Source organism: Virgibacillus byunsanensis (assembly GCF_042675965.1).
In the GTDB taxonomy this organism is placed as follows: domain Bacteria; phylum Bacillota; class Bacilli; order Bacillales; family Amphibacillaceae; genus Virgibacillus_R; species Virgibacillus_R byunsanensis.
On record NZ_JBHTKJ010000005.1, the window covers coordinates 34,429 to 50,490 of the forward strand.

Sequence of the window (16,062 nt, forward strand, 5' to 3'; positions counted from 1 at the left end):
CCACCTCAGTTCAGACCAATTCGGTTAAAAATTTGGTCGACATTTTTTAAATGATATTTGTAATCAAAGCATTCATCAATTTCAGCCTGAGACAGTGTGGAACTAATCTTTTCTTCAGCTTCGACAAGTTTTTTGAAGTGTGTTTTTGTCTCCCAAGCTTGCATCGCTTTTGGCTGTACAAGATCATAGGCTTCTTCACGTGCCATCCCTTTCTCAATTAAGCTAAGCAGTACACGTTGTGAAAAAATGACCCCATGTGTTTTATCAATATTCCGTTTCATATTTTCAGGAAATACAGTTAGATTTTTTACGATGCTTGAAAAACGATTTAACATGTAATTAACCGCAATCGTTGCATCAGGTAAAATGACACGTTCTGCTGAAGAATGTGAAATGTCACGCTCATGCCAAAGTGAAACATTTTCAAAAGCCGTTGTCATATATCCACGCAACACTCGCGCCATTCCGGTCATATTCTCAGAGCCTATTGGATTACGTTTATGCGGCATTGCTGATGAACCTTTTTGGCCTTTAGCAAAGAATTCCTCCACTTCACGGGTTTCTGTCTTTTGTAAACCGCGAATTTCCGTCGCGAACTTTTCAATGGATGTAGCAACTAACGCAAGTGCTGAAACATACGCAGCGTGTCGATCGCGTTGTAATGTTTGGGTAGAAACTGGAGCCGGAGTTAGTCCAAGTTTCTCACACACATACTCTTCAACATACGGGTCGATGTTCGCATAAGTGCCTACAGCGCCGGACAACTTACCAAATTCCACATTCTTTGCAGCTAGTTCAAAGCGCTCCAAGTTTCGTTTCATCTCTTCATACCAAAGGGCTAATTTCAATCCAAATGTTGTTGGCTCAGCATGGACACCATGGGTACGCCCCATCATGACTGTATGTTTATGCTCGATAGCTTTGTGTTTTAAAATATCAATAAAAGCAGTTAGATCTTTACGAATAATATCATTAGCTTGTTTTAACAAATAAGAAAGTGCCGTATCAACAACGTCTGTTGATGTAAGTCCGTAATGAACCCACTTCCTTTCCTCGCCAAGTGTTTCAGATACTGCACGTGTGAATGCCACGACATCATGTCTTGTCTCCTGTTCAATTTCATAAATTCGATCCATATTAAATGATGCATTATTTCTAAGTTGTGTAACGTCGTCTAGAGGGATAATTCCTAGCTCACTCCATGCAGCACATGCCAATATTTCCACCTCTAGCCATGCATTAAATCTATTTTCATCCGTCCAAATGGCACCCATTTCTTCTCGTGTATAGCGTTCAATCATTGTGTTGCCTCCTTAAATCTACTGGTATATTCAATTAGTTCTGCTAACGTTTCTGCTGTAAATGTGATATGACCCATTTTACGTTTTGGCTTTACTGTATCTTTTCCATATAAGTGAACAAATCCGTTTCCAAGTGTTGGTAAAGCTTTTAAAACACCGTCTAAATCTTCTCCTAAAACATTAATCATGGTTGCCTGCTGCAATAGAGTTACATCTTTTAATGGTAACCCGCAAACAGCGTTAATGTGTTGTGTGAATTGGGAAACAGAACAAGCTTCAATAGAATAATGACCAGAGTTATGTGGACGAGGAGCCATTTCATTCAAATAGATTTCATCACCTTGGACAAACATTTCAATTGCAAATGTACCAACGATATTCATCTTTTCTGCAAGAGTTGCAGCTGCATCGACTCCCTTTTTGTAAACATGCTCGCTAACAAGAGCGGGTACGGTTGTTTGAAAAAGAATGTGATCCTTATGATAATTCTCTGCAATCGGAAAGAATGTTATATCTCCAGATTGTGAACGTGTAAAAACGATTGAAATTTCTTTGTCAAACGTGATCCATTGCTCGATAATGCAATGGTCATTCTGTTCTGCAAACACAAGCGCATGTGGAATGTCCTTTTCGCTTGTTAGTTTAACTTGTCCTTTACCGTCATAACCTCCTCGACATGTTTTAATAACAGCGGGAAATGAGATCGTCTTTAAAGCTTTTTTACATTCCTGACTATTTTTCACAATTGAAAAACGAGGTACTGGTAAAGCTAATTCCTTCATTAATTCCTTTTCTTTTTCGCGATTTTGAGTAATCTCCAGTGCATATGCACCTTGTGGTAATTTTCCTTGTTGTTCAATATATGCTGCTGCTTTAAGATCAACATTTTCAAATTCATAAGTCACCACATCACTAATATCAGTGAGGTCTTTAATTGCATCCATGTTGTCATAGGAAGCGACAATTTGCTGATCTGCTACCTGAGCAGCTGGTGAATGGGCGGTTGGATCTAGCACAACAACCCTATACCCCATATAGCGTGCAGCAATTGCCATCATTCGACCAAGCTGTCCGCCTCCGATTATCCCAATCGTTTTAGGAGGAAGAATTACGTTAGTTGATTCATTATTTATCTGCAAGTTCATCCCTCATTTCTGCTACTTTTTCCTGCAAGCCTTCGCGATGTGCTTCAAGTTTTTTCGAAACTTCCTCATCAAAAGCACCAATTATTTGTCCAGCTAAGATACCAGCATTTGTTGCACCAGCCTTGCCAATCGCAACTGTTGCAGTGGGAATACCACCAGGCATTTGGACGATGGATAGTAGTGAATCTATACCATTTAAGGATTTTGTTTCTATTGGAACACCAATAACTGGTAATGTTGTTTGCGCCGCAACCATCCCAGGTAAATGCGCAGCACCCCCAGCACCAGCAATAATCACTTTCAACCCTCGATCGCGAGCAGATTTTGCATATGCAACCATCTTATCTGGAGTCCGGTGCGCAGAAATAACATCCTTTTCATAGGAAATTTCCAGCTCATCAAGTACCTTACAAGTATACTCCATCGTCTCCCAGTCTGATATACTCCCCATTATGATGCCAATTTGTACCATGATATCCCTCTTTCAAATACGTTTTATATTGATAAAAACAAAAGTGCTTTGGAGCTTGACGTGGCTTTAAAAATTAATAAATTATCCACAGGCTCCTCATTTTATAATTTCCGATAATTTTCTAAATATCAAAAAAGTCTATTCTTCTCCTCTGTATGAGAGAAGATGAATAGACTTATTACTACACCTTAAAACGGATCATTGCATCCTTGCAACGATTCATCCTCCCTCATAGTCCGGCAATTATAGTGGTGCCGGGTAGAAACTTTTGAGCCATATTCTCAAAGATATATGAGGAACCATATTCATTTGTTGATTAAATCATAACAATCAAGTATCTATTTGTCAATAAAATATCGAACGATAAAATACTATTTTTTATTAATGTTCGGATTTTGCTTGATTATTATTTTGTTTACCCTGAATCCAGCCCTCTTATCCTATTTTAGCTGTAATAATAATCTAAAATGGTAAATTAAAATTAAAGGCTGTTTTCGTAAAGTTTGTTGCTTTTGAGAGAATAGGTATAAAATGCGACATAACTTGAGGCTTACTTCTATTGCCGCCGTCCGGGATTCGCTACGGACGGATGCTTTCCGCGGGCACGGCCTCAGCCTCCTCGAGATAACCACTCTGCGGGGTCTTCGGACACGTGCTGTTCCCGCAGGAGTCACCGCCCTCCGCTCACCCAAACTGGTAAGGTGTTTTATCAATACAGATACAGTCCCACGACAGTAACGGAAATAACAGCGGAGGAAATACACGTAGACTCCTTGAAAATGTAAAGAACACATTTTCTTCGTGCGATGCCAAGCTATGTAGCTTTCCTTGTCCTGTGGGAGCAGAGGCCTAGGAGGCTGTCCGACGAAGTGAAGTTGCCGAATATTTATTCAAAATATGGTGGATTATACATTAATAATTCAGTGTGAATGCATATATATTCACAGAAATTATTCCATCGGACAGCCTCCTAGCCTGAGACCCCGCAGAGCGTTAGCTCGAGGAGGCTCATCAGCCGCCCACGGGTAGAAGACACTGCGCAGTGAAACGAAGCAGATGTCGCACTTGTACCCGGATGGGTGAAAGCGAAGTGTATTTCCGGAGCGGTAGGTTAACCGTCACATAAAGTTATGTCGCATTATATATCAACTATGAAGATGAAAAAAGCAACAATGCGTGTGAAACAGCCATTAAAAATAGCACGTTCCTCATTAGGAAAGCGTGCTATCTTTATAAACTAATCCTCTATCTTTTAATATCTGTTTATTAATTTTGCCGACATGCGTTTTAGGCAATTCGTTTAAAAAGTAAAATTTCTTTGGCACCTTATACCGAGTTAATTTTTTTTTGCAGTAGCTTTTTAACTCTGATTCTGTCATCTCTTTTTTAAGTACAACAAATGCTACAACGATCTCTCCCCATTTATCATCTGGTAGCCCTATTACTGCAGCTTCATCGATATCATAATCCGACTCCAACCAATGCTCCACTTCTAATGGATAGACATTTTCTCCTCCAGTGATAATCATATCCTTCTTCCTGCCAACAATATACACATAACCATCTTTATCTTGCCTCGCAAGATCACCAGTGTGAATCCAACCATCAATAATTGTTTCTTCCGTTTGCTTTGGTTTATTCCAATAGAACTCAAATGCATGATTACCACGCAGCAAAAGCTCTCCAACATCATCAGATTTTGCGGTCTCACCATCATCTGTTATGATTTTAATATCATTGAAAAGCATTGGCTTTCCAACAGAACCCAATTTATAAACAGTATCTTTTGGGTCGATGTAAAAATTATTCGGACCGGCCTCAGTTAGCCCGTATCCCTCCTTAAATGCAATTCCCTTTTCGGCAAACGCATCGTATATTTTATGTGGACACGGCGCTCCCCCTGATACAAACACCTTCATATCCGGGAAAGTCGATTGTTTAAATGCATCCGTTTGAATCATCATGTGATACATAGTTGGGACAAATAATACAACGGTGCATTTGTATTTAATTAAATCCTCCACTGCCTTTTCTGCTTTAAATTCAGAAGCAATTACTACCTTTCCGCCAATCAGCAATAACGGCAACGTATAGACATTCAAACCTCCTGTATGAAACATCGGTAAACAGGTTAATGTGGTATCATCATTGTTCAAGTTCCAGCTGGTAATCGTGTTTAATGCATTCCATAATATCGAACGATGGGACAGCACAGCTCCTTTAGGTCTCCCTGTCGTCCCTCCCGTATAAATAATGGTAAGTGGATCATCCTCTTTTATCATCACTTCATATGAAAAGTAATCTGAAGGTAAATTATCCATATAACGATTATTATCAATAATAATTAAATCAGTACTTATCTTGATCGAATTTAATTTTTCTTGAAACAATGGATCGATTCCAATTATTTTCGGGTTACAATCATGAATGATATAATTTAGTTCCGCTTCTGCCAATCTCCAGTTTAGTGGAACAAAGATAGCACCGATCTGCATAGAAGCAAAGAAAAAGTCAAAATAGCTTATATGATTAGGCGCTAATAGCGCAACTCGGTCACCCTTTTGAACGCCACTTGCTACAAAATAATTCGCTAAGTACTTTGCACGTTGATGAAGCTGTTCATATGTCCATATATCATTTGAATTCGAATCAATAACTGCTGTATCTTCAGGTGTTAAACTTACACGGTTCTTAAACCAATTTATATCACTTTGCATACATAACACTCCTCTATCCATCAACCATTTCTGTCTATAAGTAAAGTGTAAACAAGAAGAGTTACATAGTAGTTACATTAAGACCAGTAATCCAATAAAAACAAAAGCGCAATAGCAATTGGCGCGATGGATAAAGAGCTATTACATGGTCAAAAGCTGTTTGGAACAGTCTGGGTCTTATTTACCGGGGTTAGCAGAGCATATTTGGGGTAAAAGCCAAAGTTTAGAGTGAAATGGCCGAAGTTTTTGCCAAAGTGGCCAAAGTTTTAGTGTAAGCGGCCAAAGTTCACAATTCAAAAGCCAAAGTTCAAACTTCATCAAGCACAATCAAAACAAAAGTCCCTGCTTCCCTATTAAATAGGGAAGCAGGGACTTCTTACATCATTATTCCACCATCTACGTGAAGTACATGCCCATTCACATAATCCGATTCATCCGAAGACAAGTACAAATACGCGTTTGCTATATCCTCAGGTTTTCCAAGCCGTTGCATTGGAATTTGTGCTTTCATTTTTTCGATTACGCTATCTGGGACTTCCTCCACCATACTTGTTTCAGTAAAACCCGGTACAACTGCGTTTACATTAATACCTTTACGAGCAAGCTCCTTGGCCCAAGTCTTTGTCATTCCTATAATCCCTGCTTTTGCTGCAGCATAATTCGTTTGACCAACATTGCCATATACCCCAGTAACAGAAGATGTACTTATAATCTTACCTTTTCCTTGATTAACCATGAAAGGTAGAACAGCCTGCGTACAATTAAACACTCCAGTTAAATTAACATCAATAACCTGCTTAAACTGCTCCGTCGTCATTTTGGAAAGCATTGCGTCTCGGGTGATTCCAGCATTATTTATTAGGATATCTATTTTTCCATATTCATTAACTACCGTTTCCACCATTGCATCTACGGTTTGCCTGTCTGCTACATTTACTTGGACAAATTTACATTCAAAACCTTTAGCTAATAATTCCTTTTCACTTTCTAATCCTTTTGCTTCATCAAAATCTGCAATGATCACTTTGGCACCTTCAGTTGCAAACGTTTCAGCAGCTTGAAATCCAATTCCATTTGCAGCCCCCGTAATTATTGCTACCTTATTCTGTAATCTATTCATCTATAAAAACTCCTTTATCTTTTCAATCACTTAAAAAGCCTTCCATAGACTCTATTAATTGATCCAAATCATCAATAATTGGAGAATGGCCACATCCTTTAAATTCTTTTTTAATTGCTTTTTCACCATAGTCTTCTATTAATTCTTCGGTCATTTGTTTTGTTACTACCATATCGTTTTCTCCAGACGCAATCATGACGGGAATGTTGATATTATTAATCTTACCTTCACCTGGTACAAGACCATTGTGAACATTACTTATGTTAAATATATTAAGCGCCTGATAACACTCTGCCAGGTTTCTTTGCGTAGTCATATCTGCTAAATATTTTTTATACCTTTTTGGATCTGGCTTTTTGTTGTTATTATAAATGACCATGTCCCACATTTGCTGTAAAAACTCATAGTTCAGTGTATCGTATGCAGTTTGTACGATCTTCCTCTTGTCATCTTCAAACATTTCGGCTAACGTTTCTATTCGGTTCGCAACATCCGGCAGTCCATCCTCACCAGTAGAATAATAAGCATATCCTCTGGAAGATGCCGAAGCGAGTAAAAATAAGCGATTACAATAGCCTGGGTAATCAGCGCAGAATTGCTGACAAGTTGCGCCACCAAGTGACCAGCCAACCAGAGCAAAGTCATCTAAGCCGATATTATCAACAAATAATTTCAAATCATTAGCGAAATCTTTAATCGACGAAATCGGATGATGATAACTTGATTCACCAAACCCACGTAAGTCAATGGCGTATACTTTATAGTTTGGAGACAAATTTCCGATTACTAGGTCCCAGTGAACAGATGATGTCATGTTCCCGTGTACCAGGACTACAACATCCTGACCTCCTTCACGTTCACGATATGCTATTTCCTCTCCATTGGATAAAGCTACTTTTTTCAAATGTACATTTTCCATTATTAGATAGCCTCCTTATATTTACCCCATTGAATAACATTAGCTCCCCATGCATAGCCAATACCCGCAGATACTAATACAACAATATCTCCATCTTTTAGTTTACCTTGTTGTTCTGCCAATTCCAGTGATAGGATTTGGTCGATCTGCCCGATATGACCATAGTTTTCCAGATAAATAGATTTATCATAATCCACACCAAGTTTATCTAAAATATATGTATGCGCAGATCGCTTCATATGAAGCATCGCGACATAATCGATATCCTCTTCTGTATATCCACTTTTGTATAATGCTTTTTCGATGCATTTCAAAAAGTTATCCATTGATTTTTGATCTAAACGTTGTTTCATTCCAGGTGGGTCTAATACATCCAGTTGATACTGACCTGCATCTAAGGACTCTTTTGTAATAGGATTTTTTGTACCGCCTGCTGTTACTACTACATCATCAGAGAAGGCTCCATCCGTTATTAAGTGGGTTCCCAATAAGTGGTTTCTCTCATAACCCTTCTGTAAAATTATAGCACCTCCACCTGCTGCAAGATTAAACATAAAGCGGGTACGGTCATTTTTATAGTTTATAAAATCAACGTTACGGTAACCACCAGCTAGAAGTACTGTGTTGATGTCATCGTCAGCTTTCATCATATCCTTTGCCAGTTTTAATGCCATAATAGTAGTTCCGCATCGTAGTGCAGTATCAAATGCCCAGGCATTCACTGCACCAATATCATATTGCAGTTTTATGCCAGCAGTCCACAACGGGTATTCTTTATGTTCTTCTCCTATATAGATAACGAGATCAATAGTTCTGGGATCAATCGCAGCCTTTTCCAAAGCTTTCTTTGCAGCTCGGACCCCCATTTCACCTGTATGATCATCGTTACCTGGTATTGGCTTTTCTTTTATACCCATTTTTTGTTCGATCACTTCTAAAGGAAGCCCTGATTGATCTGACAATTCCTTTGAAGTCATCCGTTGTTGAGGTATATAAATACCGGTACTTACAATTCCAGCAGATTCCATGAACAGGACCTCCTTTTATTTCTTCGCTCGTGGGCCATTATTTTTTAATCCTATCGTAGATAACTTTGACTGTATTGTACCTACAATACCTAGGGGAAAGAATATAACCACTAATATATAGACGGTTCCATAAAGAATGATCCAACGCTCAAATATCCAATGTACATCTGATAACCCTGATAGCCAATGATGAGCAAATTCAACTAAACCTGCACCAACAATCGGACCAATTAAAGTTCCAACTCCTCCGATTATCGTCATAAGTAATACATCGATCGTAATATCTGTAGCGAAAACACTGGTATCCACAAAACGAAGGGAAAGCATATATAAAACACCAGATAAACTAGCTACCACTCCTGATACGATGCTGGCGATCACTTTATAATGCAATACTTTATAACCTAATGATTCAATTCGATTTTCATTTTCACGAATTGCCATCAATACCTTCCCAAAGGGCGAACTCGTTAGACGTCTTAGCCCAAAGAAAATAAGAACCATAGCAGTCAAGCCTACAAAGTATAAGTTTTGTGAATCACGGAGAAATTCTGGTACACCAAATGTAAATCCATCATTCCCTCCTGAAACAGATCTCCATTTCTCTGCAGCCACTAGAAATAGCCCAGCTAATGCCAAGGTTAGCATCGCATAAAAATGACTTTTTAATCGCAGAGTTAATACGCCCACAATGAAACTGACAATAGCTGCTAGAGTAACTGCTATTACGATAGCTACTAACAAAGAACCTATCGAGGGTTCTAAACGATCCATTACAATAGCAGTGGAATATGAACCAATCCCAAAAAACATGACATGACCAAATGAAATTATTCCCGTAAAACCTAGTAATATATCATAACTCATGGCAAAAATACCAAAAATAAAAATCTGTATAATAATAAATTGCATACTCCGTCCCGTTACTATAAATGGAACAATAAATAACAGTAAAGAAATGGCTACATATATCCAAGTAATTTTATCAACGTTACGTAAATTCATTCTTCTCACTCCTTTACCTTAAACAAGCCTTGTGGTCTGAAAATGAGAACGACTACCATCAATAGCATATTTACAGCCAGGGATAGTGAAGGTACATAATATGCCATAAATGCTTGTGCTAAACCTACTAATATTGCTGCAAGTAAGGATCCAGTAAAGCTGCCCATTCCACCAATAACAACCACTATAAAAGCCAGTATGGAAAACTCCAAGCCCATCTCCGCATAGATTACACCAGAATACGGGGCGTGCAGCATACCACTAAGTGCTGCTAATGCTGAACCAACCATAAATACACTCATAAATACAAGCTTTATATTAATACCTAAGGATTGAACCATTTCCTGATCCATTACACCCGCACGAACAATTAATCCAATTCGAGTACGTTTTAAAATGAAAGTTGCAATCAGAAAAATAAGAATCCCAACGGCTATAATAAATAGTCTGTATTTTATTAAAATAACATCACCAAGCATAAAACTACTCTGTAAATATTCAGGTGGTGATACCGCTTTTTGATCGGGTCCAAATACTACTTTTATCATTTCCTGTAAAACTAGCATAAATCCTAACGTAATCAAGATTTGCTGTATTGTATTTCCATATACAGGTCTTATAATTAACTTCTCTGTGATAAGACCAAGTAATACCCCGGTAACAATAGCAACTCCAATACCCAGTACAAAACTATTGCTTAAATGATAACTCCATACACCAGCAAATGCTCCCCATATGAATAAACCACCATGGGCAAAATTCAATACATGCATTAATCCAAATATAAGTGTCAATCCTGCAGCAAGGAGGAATATGAGCATACCTGTCGCAAGGCCATTGATAAATAAACTAAAAATTAAGTCCATACAAGATACCCCTCCTACGAAATACCAAGGTATTTTTTCATGATTACTTTATCATTTTTCAGGTCTTCCATTTGACCACTGTGTACTGTTTGACCATTATCAATAATATGGAACTGATCAGCTATTTTACTTGCCATTACAAAGTTTTGTTCAACTAACAATATCGTTGTTTGTTCTTTCATTTGTTGGATGGACTCCGTTACCTTATCGACAATAATTGGCGCCAGTCCTTTACTTGGTTCATCGATCAACAACAGATCATTTTCATTTACATATGCTCTAGCAATTGCAAGCATTTGCTTTTGTCCACCACTTAGTTGTCCGCCAGGTTTATTCCAGAACTTTTTCAAATCCGGGAATAGTTCAAGTATCCATTCCATTCGTTTTGTCGTTGTTTCATCTTCTTTCTTCATAGCAACTCTCATATTTTCACCAACTGTTAGGCCACCGAAAATCCCTTGACCTTCAGGCACATATCCTATTCCTTTATTGGCTATATGATGTGTATGTAAATTTCCTATATTAGTGTCCTTATACGTTACGGATCCTTTTGTCACTTGATTCAGACCCATAATCGTACGTAATGTAGTCGTTTTACCTGCACCATTTCTTCCAAGTAGCACGGTAGCTCCACCCTTAGGGACTTCAAAAGAAATATCATGTAAAATATGAAATTTTTGTATAAATGCTTCTACCTGATTTAATTTAAGTAAGCTGCTCATCATATTCGCCTCCTAAATAGGCAGATTGAACGGCTTCATTTTCGATGATTTCATTGGGTGTCCCTCTTGCCAATAATTCACCATTAAATAAAACAAGTACTTCATCTGACATGTCCATGATCATATTCATTTTATGCTCGATCAGTACGATTGTCCGTTCTTTTTGCTCTTTAATATTTTTTATAACCTCTATGATTGCAGGGACTTCTTCTAGTGACATGCCAGCTGTGGGTTCATCTAACAGTAATACTTCCGTATCCAATGCAAGCAGCATTGCTATTTCGAGCTTTCTTTTTTCTCCATGAGACAGGTTAACCGCTAGATGATTTTTCTTTTCTTCTAGGAAAACTTTTTCCAATAACTCATATGCCTTGTTTTGAAATTGTTTATAGTGAAGAAAGTGCGCAATCATTTGGTAACGAACTTTCGCTTCTGATTGCACGGCAAGACGGACATTCTCTAATACTGTCAGATTCGGAAAAACATTAGTGATCTGAAATGATCTGCCAATCCCCAATCTAGTTCGTTCCGTTGTAGAGACCTTAGTAATATCGTTTCCTTTAAAATATATCGAACCTTTTGTTGGAGTTAATTGCCCACTTAGTAGGTTGAAGAAAGTAGTTTTACCTGCACCATTCGGGCCAATAATCGAGGTGAACATTTTTTCTGGTATTTGCACGGAAACAGAATCAACAGCTATATGTCCTCCAAAGGCAATTGTTAAGTCTTTTGTTTCTAAAATTGCTGTCATGTTTCTCCCCCTTCCTGACTTAGGTAGAACAAACCCCTACCACACTTATGGCAAGGGAGTGTTCTATTATTAACCATTTTTTATTGATTCATGATTGGCGGAGCCGTTTCTTCAGGCGTTAACACACGGTTTAATACCGGAATTGGATAATCATGTTCATCACTTTCTTCCAATGTGATGGAATACAATGATTGTAGCGCCTGATGATCCTCTGGGCGGAATGTCATCGTACCTTTAGGTGTTTCAAAGCTCATTCCTTCCATTGTTTCAATTAATGTATCAGCATTCGTATCCCCACCAGTTTGTTTAAGTGCTTCTACAATAGATAGAGCTGCACTCATTCCACCTGGTGTAAATAAATCTGGAACGTCACCATCATAGCGACTCGTATGTTCTTCAACAAGCCAATCATTTATTTCATTATCGGGTAGTGTATGGTAATAAACAGTGAATCCTTCCATGCCTACCAAATCATTCATTGTGGCAAGGGCAGCAATGTCAGGTGCACCAGTTGTTATCTTAATTCCTTGTTCTTGTAATTTCATATCTGCAATCTGATTCCATGGTGAATTGGCTCCTGCCCAGACAACGAATAGATAATCTGGATCTGCTTCTATTATTTTTTGTATATTTGCTGTGAAATCTGTTGCAGCTTGGTCAGCATATTCTTCATGAACGATATCAGCACCTAAATCCTCTGCAGCAGTTACAAATGCAGAAACACCATCATGACCAAACGAATAGTCTGGGGCTAGTGTTGCAATTTCCACACCTTCTCCAGCAATTGCTGCTGCAGCTGCTACTGCATCCTGTGATGAGCTTCTGCCTGTTCTGAAAATATAATCATTATATTCTGAGCCGGTAATACTATCCGCTACTGCTGGCTCGACAACCATAATCCTCTCGTATTCCTCAGCCAGAGGTGTTACTGCTAGTGTATCTCCTGAACTGGATGAACCTACGAGAAAATCAACTTCATCATCCTCAAGCAAGCCAATTGCCTTTTGACGTGCTACAGTTGCATCTGTTTCCGTATCTTCAAAAATTACTTCAATTTTCTTGCCTTCAATTTCCATTGTTCCATCAGTTGCGTAATCAAGTCCTAATTCAAAACCTTTTTGTGTTTGTTTACCATACGCTTCCAATGCTCCAGTTAAAGAAGCCAGCACACCAATTTTTACTGTTTCCATTGGTTCCTCTGTTCCTTCTGTTTCCTCAGTTGTCTCATCTGTTGTTTCTTCTGTATCCTCTGGTGCTCCAGAGGTTTCTTCTTCATCCCCACACGCAGTTACAATAAGTAGAGTACTTAACAATATGATTAGCAAACTAAATTTTCGCATTACTTTCATTACATGATTCCCCCTTTAAATTTTTACTTGTGACTAATCATAAATGGAAGTAGTTACAAGGAAGTTACAAAAACAAAAGCGCAAGCATCTGGTAAGCACCGTATGGACTGCGCCCACGCATCGCGGGTAGGTCACATTGCCGAGTAAAGCCCCCACAAGGAGCGGTCTTTGCGATCGAGGAGGCTCAGCGCGAGCCCGCGGAAAGCGTAGTATTTTCCGCAGCGGTAGCAGAGTACTGATCGTGTTTTCAAGTTGCGTCGCAGTTTATATCTATTCTCTCAAAAGCAACAAACCTTACGAAAACAGTCTATTTGTTAACGAGATTCATAGCTAACAATAGCCATAAAGGTTAAAAAACTATCTCTAGTTACAGTTGGGAAACCTGAGATAGTTTTTCAATACGTATTTAAATTCTCCGACTCAATAATCAAATGATACATTTCTTTAGTCGGTTCCATTGGTTCTACACCAAGTTCATCCTCTAGTACCTCACAGCACCTTTCGTACCATCTAATAGCTTGAGGACGATTGTTATGTTGATAGTAACTATACATTGTCAGTCGATAAGCTTCTTCCCATGTGTTGTCTATAGCTAAAATACGTTCACACCAATCGATACATAAATTAAAATCAAACAGTCTAACAGCTATTTGCGCCATTTTTTCTGCACCACGTAAGTATAGTAACTGAAGGCGTTCTCTCTCAGAAGAACACCAATTAACATAGCGAAGGTCTGCTAAATACTCGCCTTGATACAACTTTAAACCCTTACCAATTAATTCCTTTGCTCGTTTAGGGTCTTTTTCTTCCAAACCTCTATTGATCTGTTCCTCAAAATGAAGAATATCTATCTTATACCCAGTATTTGGATTTAACCCATACGCACCGCCATTACGTGCAATAAAGAAGGATTCTTCTCTTGCCTTCCTTTGTGGTTCTATAGCTTTTAACAATGCATTAAGTGTAACTTTAAACTTTTTGTTTGCTGTTTTCTTTTCCTCGTCTGGCCAGAGATATTGAAAGATTTCTTCTTTTAATAACATCTTATTTCTATTCGTTATAAATAACTCAAAAAGCTCTTTCGCCTTTTCACGTTGCCAATCATGAGGTTCAATCTTTTTTGTTCCAAGCCACACTTTTAATTGTCCAAGTGTGGAAATAACTAATGTATAACCTGGGTGGCTACTTAGACCTTCATCATACCCTAGTTCATACATTAACCGGCTCACTAATTGCGGTGATATCCCCAGTTGTTTTGCCTTTAACAACATTGGCGCAATGTTTTTCAAATCTGTTGGCCCAAAAGTTGTTATACTTTTTAAGAAAAAGTCATATTCTTCTGTTTCAACCTCTTGAAGGAAAATTCCCATTTCATGTTTAAATGTTTCCATGTCTTCTTTTTCTAGTGAAATATACGCTCCCCAAAATCCTGTTACCATAATTCCATACCGATCCCCACAGGAAATCATATCAGAACGTACTTGATTAATAGTTTCCGTAGCTTGATCATACTGATGGTTATATACCTCGGTTATGCATAGGCTCAGTTTTATGAGAGCACTTAACCAGCGGTCATTTACTTTTTCAGTTTCTTTTAACCCTTGATTGGCATTTTCTATTGCTCGTTCATATTCAAGTTTTTTGCCATATAGAATGGAAAGACCCATGTAAGGTTCAGCCTTCCCTCTGGAAATATTAATTCTCTCCATAATCTCAAGTGCTGTTTCATAACATTGAACAGCCAGCTCTGTATTATAATTATCCAGTAATTGGACAGCATGACCCATGCGCATCCACCCACACGCCTCTACAAATGGAGCTTGAACAGTTAAACCTAATTGAATACCCTCAGATGCTAGTTTTTTACTTTCCTCCGCATTACCCATAAATGCTTCAATAATGGATAATAGTATATCCGTTTCTCTATGTGACTGCGGCAAATGTTTTGTATTCGTTGCTAACGTGTTTTTCTTTCGTTGTACTAATATTTCTTTTGCTTTTCTTAATTTACCAGTACGAAGGCAGATTCTCGCTTGTAAATTGCTTTCTTCTAAGGGTAAATTTAATAAATTTGCGCGATCAAACCAATTTTCTGCTTTTACTGCTTGTCCGGCGTTCAATAAATTCTCTGCCATTAGCATATATAATTGTGCCATCTCTTCTTTTGGGGCTTTTGCCTTTTCCCGCATATGAATAGCTTGATTTACATATCGCTCGGCTTTATCCGGTTGGATTGTGTCAAGATAAATACGTGCTTTCCCTTCAAACGCTAATCCTGCAAGGTAATAATGATCCTGATCATCTTTTGGTATTAATTTTATTATGTTTTCATAGTTTTGTTCTGCTTGTTCATATAAAGATCGATACCGCTCAATTTCCCCTTGGTAAAAATATAGAACAGGATAGACCAGTTTAAAGTCATTTGGCAAATCAGCTAATAAGTCATATAAAGTTTGAAGTCGTCCAGATCGAAGCATTTCTAAACCATTTTTTTGCAGTAAGTGCGCTATTGACTTGTATTCCTTTACTTTCTGATAATGGTAAAGGGTTGTTTCTATATCCTTTTTCTTTTCATAATAAGTTGCCACTCGCATATGCAAGTATGTGTAAAATAGTTCTCGGGGGAATTTGATATTAATTCCTAGCCAAAAAAGAAAAGGCACTCTA

13 protein-coding genes and 1 riboswitch are annotated in these 16,062 nt (G+C 38.2%); all 13 genes read right to left on the bottom strand.

The genetic code is table 11. The annotated features are described in order from the left end of the window. Window positions 1–5: 5 nt before the first annotated feature. A complete protein-coding gene (purB, locus tag ACFQ3N_RS01555) occupies window positions 6–1,301 on the bottom strand; it encodes an adenylosuccinate lyase (RefSeq protein ID WP_390358907.1) in 1,296 nt (431 codons plus the stop codon). Continuing rightward, complete coding sequence (gene purK / locus ACFQ3N_RS01560) at window positions 1,298–2,440, bottom strand: 5-(carboxyamino)imidazole ribonucleotide synthase (protein ID WP_390358909.1); 1,143 nt, start codon at window positions 2,438–2,440, stop codon at window positions 1,298–1,300. The genes purB and purK overlap by 4 nt, the downstream gene beginning before the upstream one ends. Continuing rightward, complete coding sequence (gene purE, locus ACFQ3N_RS01565; protein ID WP_390358911.1) at window positions 2,427–2,918, bottom strand: 5-(carboxyamino)imidazole ribonucleotide mutase; 492 nt, start codon at window positions 2,916–2,918, stop codon at window positions 2,427–2,429. The genes purK and purE overlap by 14 nt, the downstream gene beginning before the upstream one ends. A 212-nt stretch (window positions 2,919–3,130) precedes the next feature. Beyond that, a riboswitch (purine riboswitch) is annotated at window positions 3,131–3,233 on the bottom strand. An 896-nt stretch (window positions 3,234–4,129) separates the two neighbouring features. Continuing rightward, window positions 4,130–5,635: an acyl-CoA synthetase gene (locus ACFQ3N_RS01570; RefSeq protein WP_390358913.1), complete on the bottom strand. Its 1,506-nt coding sequence runs from the start codon at window positions 5,633–5,635 to the stop codon at window positions 4,130–4,132. Between the two features lie 376 nt (window positions 5,636–6,011). Further along, window positions 6,012–6,755: a 3-oxoacyl-ACP reductase FabG gene (fabG, locus tag ACFQ3N_RS01575; RefSeq protein ID WP_390358915.1), complete on the bottom strand. Its 744-nt coding sequence runs from the start codon at window positions 6,753–6,755 to the stop codon at window positions 6,012–6,014. A 22-nt stretch (window positions 6,756–6,777) separates the two neighbouring features. Then, the gene (phaZ, locus tag ACFQ3N_RS01580; RefSeq protein WP_390358917.1) at window positions 6,778–7,674 is read right to left on the bottom strand and encodes an intracellular short-chain-length polyhydroxyalkanoate depolymerase; all 897 of its coding nucleotides are present in this window, start codon (window positions 7,672–7,674) and stop codon (window positions 6,778–6,780) included. Window positions 7,675–7,676: 2 nt separating this feature from the next. Further along, window positions 7,677–8,702, bottom strand: a complete 1,026-nt coding sequence (locus ACFQ3N_RS01585) for a 3-oxoacyl-ACP synthase (protein ID WP_390358919.1) — start codon at window positions 8,700–8,702, stop codon at window positions 7,677–7,679. 15 nt (window positions 8,703–8,717) lie between these two features. Then, the gene (locus ACFQ3N_RS01590; RefSeq protein WP_390358921.1) at window positions 8,718–9,707 is read right to left on the bottom strand and encodes a branched-chain amino acid ABC transporter permease; all 990 of its coding nucleotides are present in this window, start codon (window positions 9,705–9,707) and stop codon (window positions 8,718–8,720) included. Window positions 9,708–9,712: 5 nt separating this feature from the next. Further along, window positions 9,713–10,573, bottom strand: coding sequence for a branched-chain amino acid ABC transporter permease (locus ACFQ3N_RS01595; protein ID WP_390358923.1), 861 nt, complete (start codon window positions 10,571–10,573; stop codon window positions 9,713–9,715). 14 nt (window positions 10,574–10,587) lie between these two features. After that, window positions 10,588–11,295 carry an ABC transporter ATP-binding protein gene (locus ACFQ3N_RS01600; RefSeq protein ID WP_390358925.1) on the bottom strand — a complete coding sequence of 236 codons (708 nt, stop codon included), beginning with the start codon at window positions 11,293–11,295 and terminating at the stop codon, window positions 10,588–10,590. Beyond that, window positions 11,279–12,046 carry an ABC transporter ATP-binding protein gene (locus tag ACFQ3N_RS01605; RefSeq protein ID WP_390358927.1) on the bottom strand — a complete coding sequence of 256 codons (768 nt, stop codon included), beginning with the start codon at window positions 12,044–12,046 and terminating at the stop codon, window positions 11,279–11,281. Before ACFQ3N_RS01605 ends, ACFQ3N_RS01600 begins: the two co-directional genes overlap by 17 nt. 80 nt (window positions 12,047–12,126) lie before the next feature. Continuing rightward, window positions 12,127–13,395: a substrate-binding domain-containing protein gene (locus tag ACFQ3N_RS01610; protein WP_390358928.1), complete on the bottom strand. Its 1,269-nt coding sequence runs from the start codon at window positions 13,393–13,395 to the stop codon at window positions 12,127–12,129. 395 nt (window positions 13,396–13,790) lie between these two features. Next, the coding region (locus ACFQ3N_RS01615; protein ID WP_390358930.1) for a BTAD domain-containing putative transcriptional regulator at window positions 13,791–16,062 on the bottom strand (2,272 nt) is incomplete at its 5' end.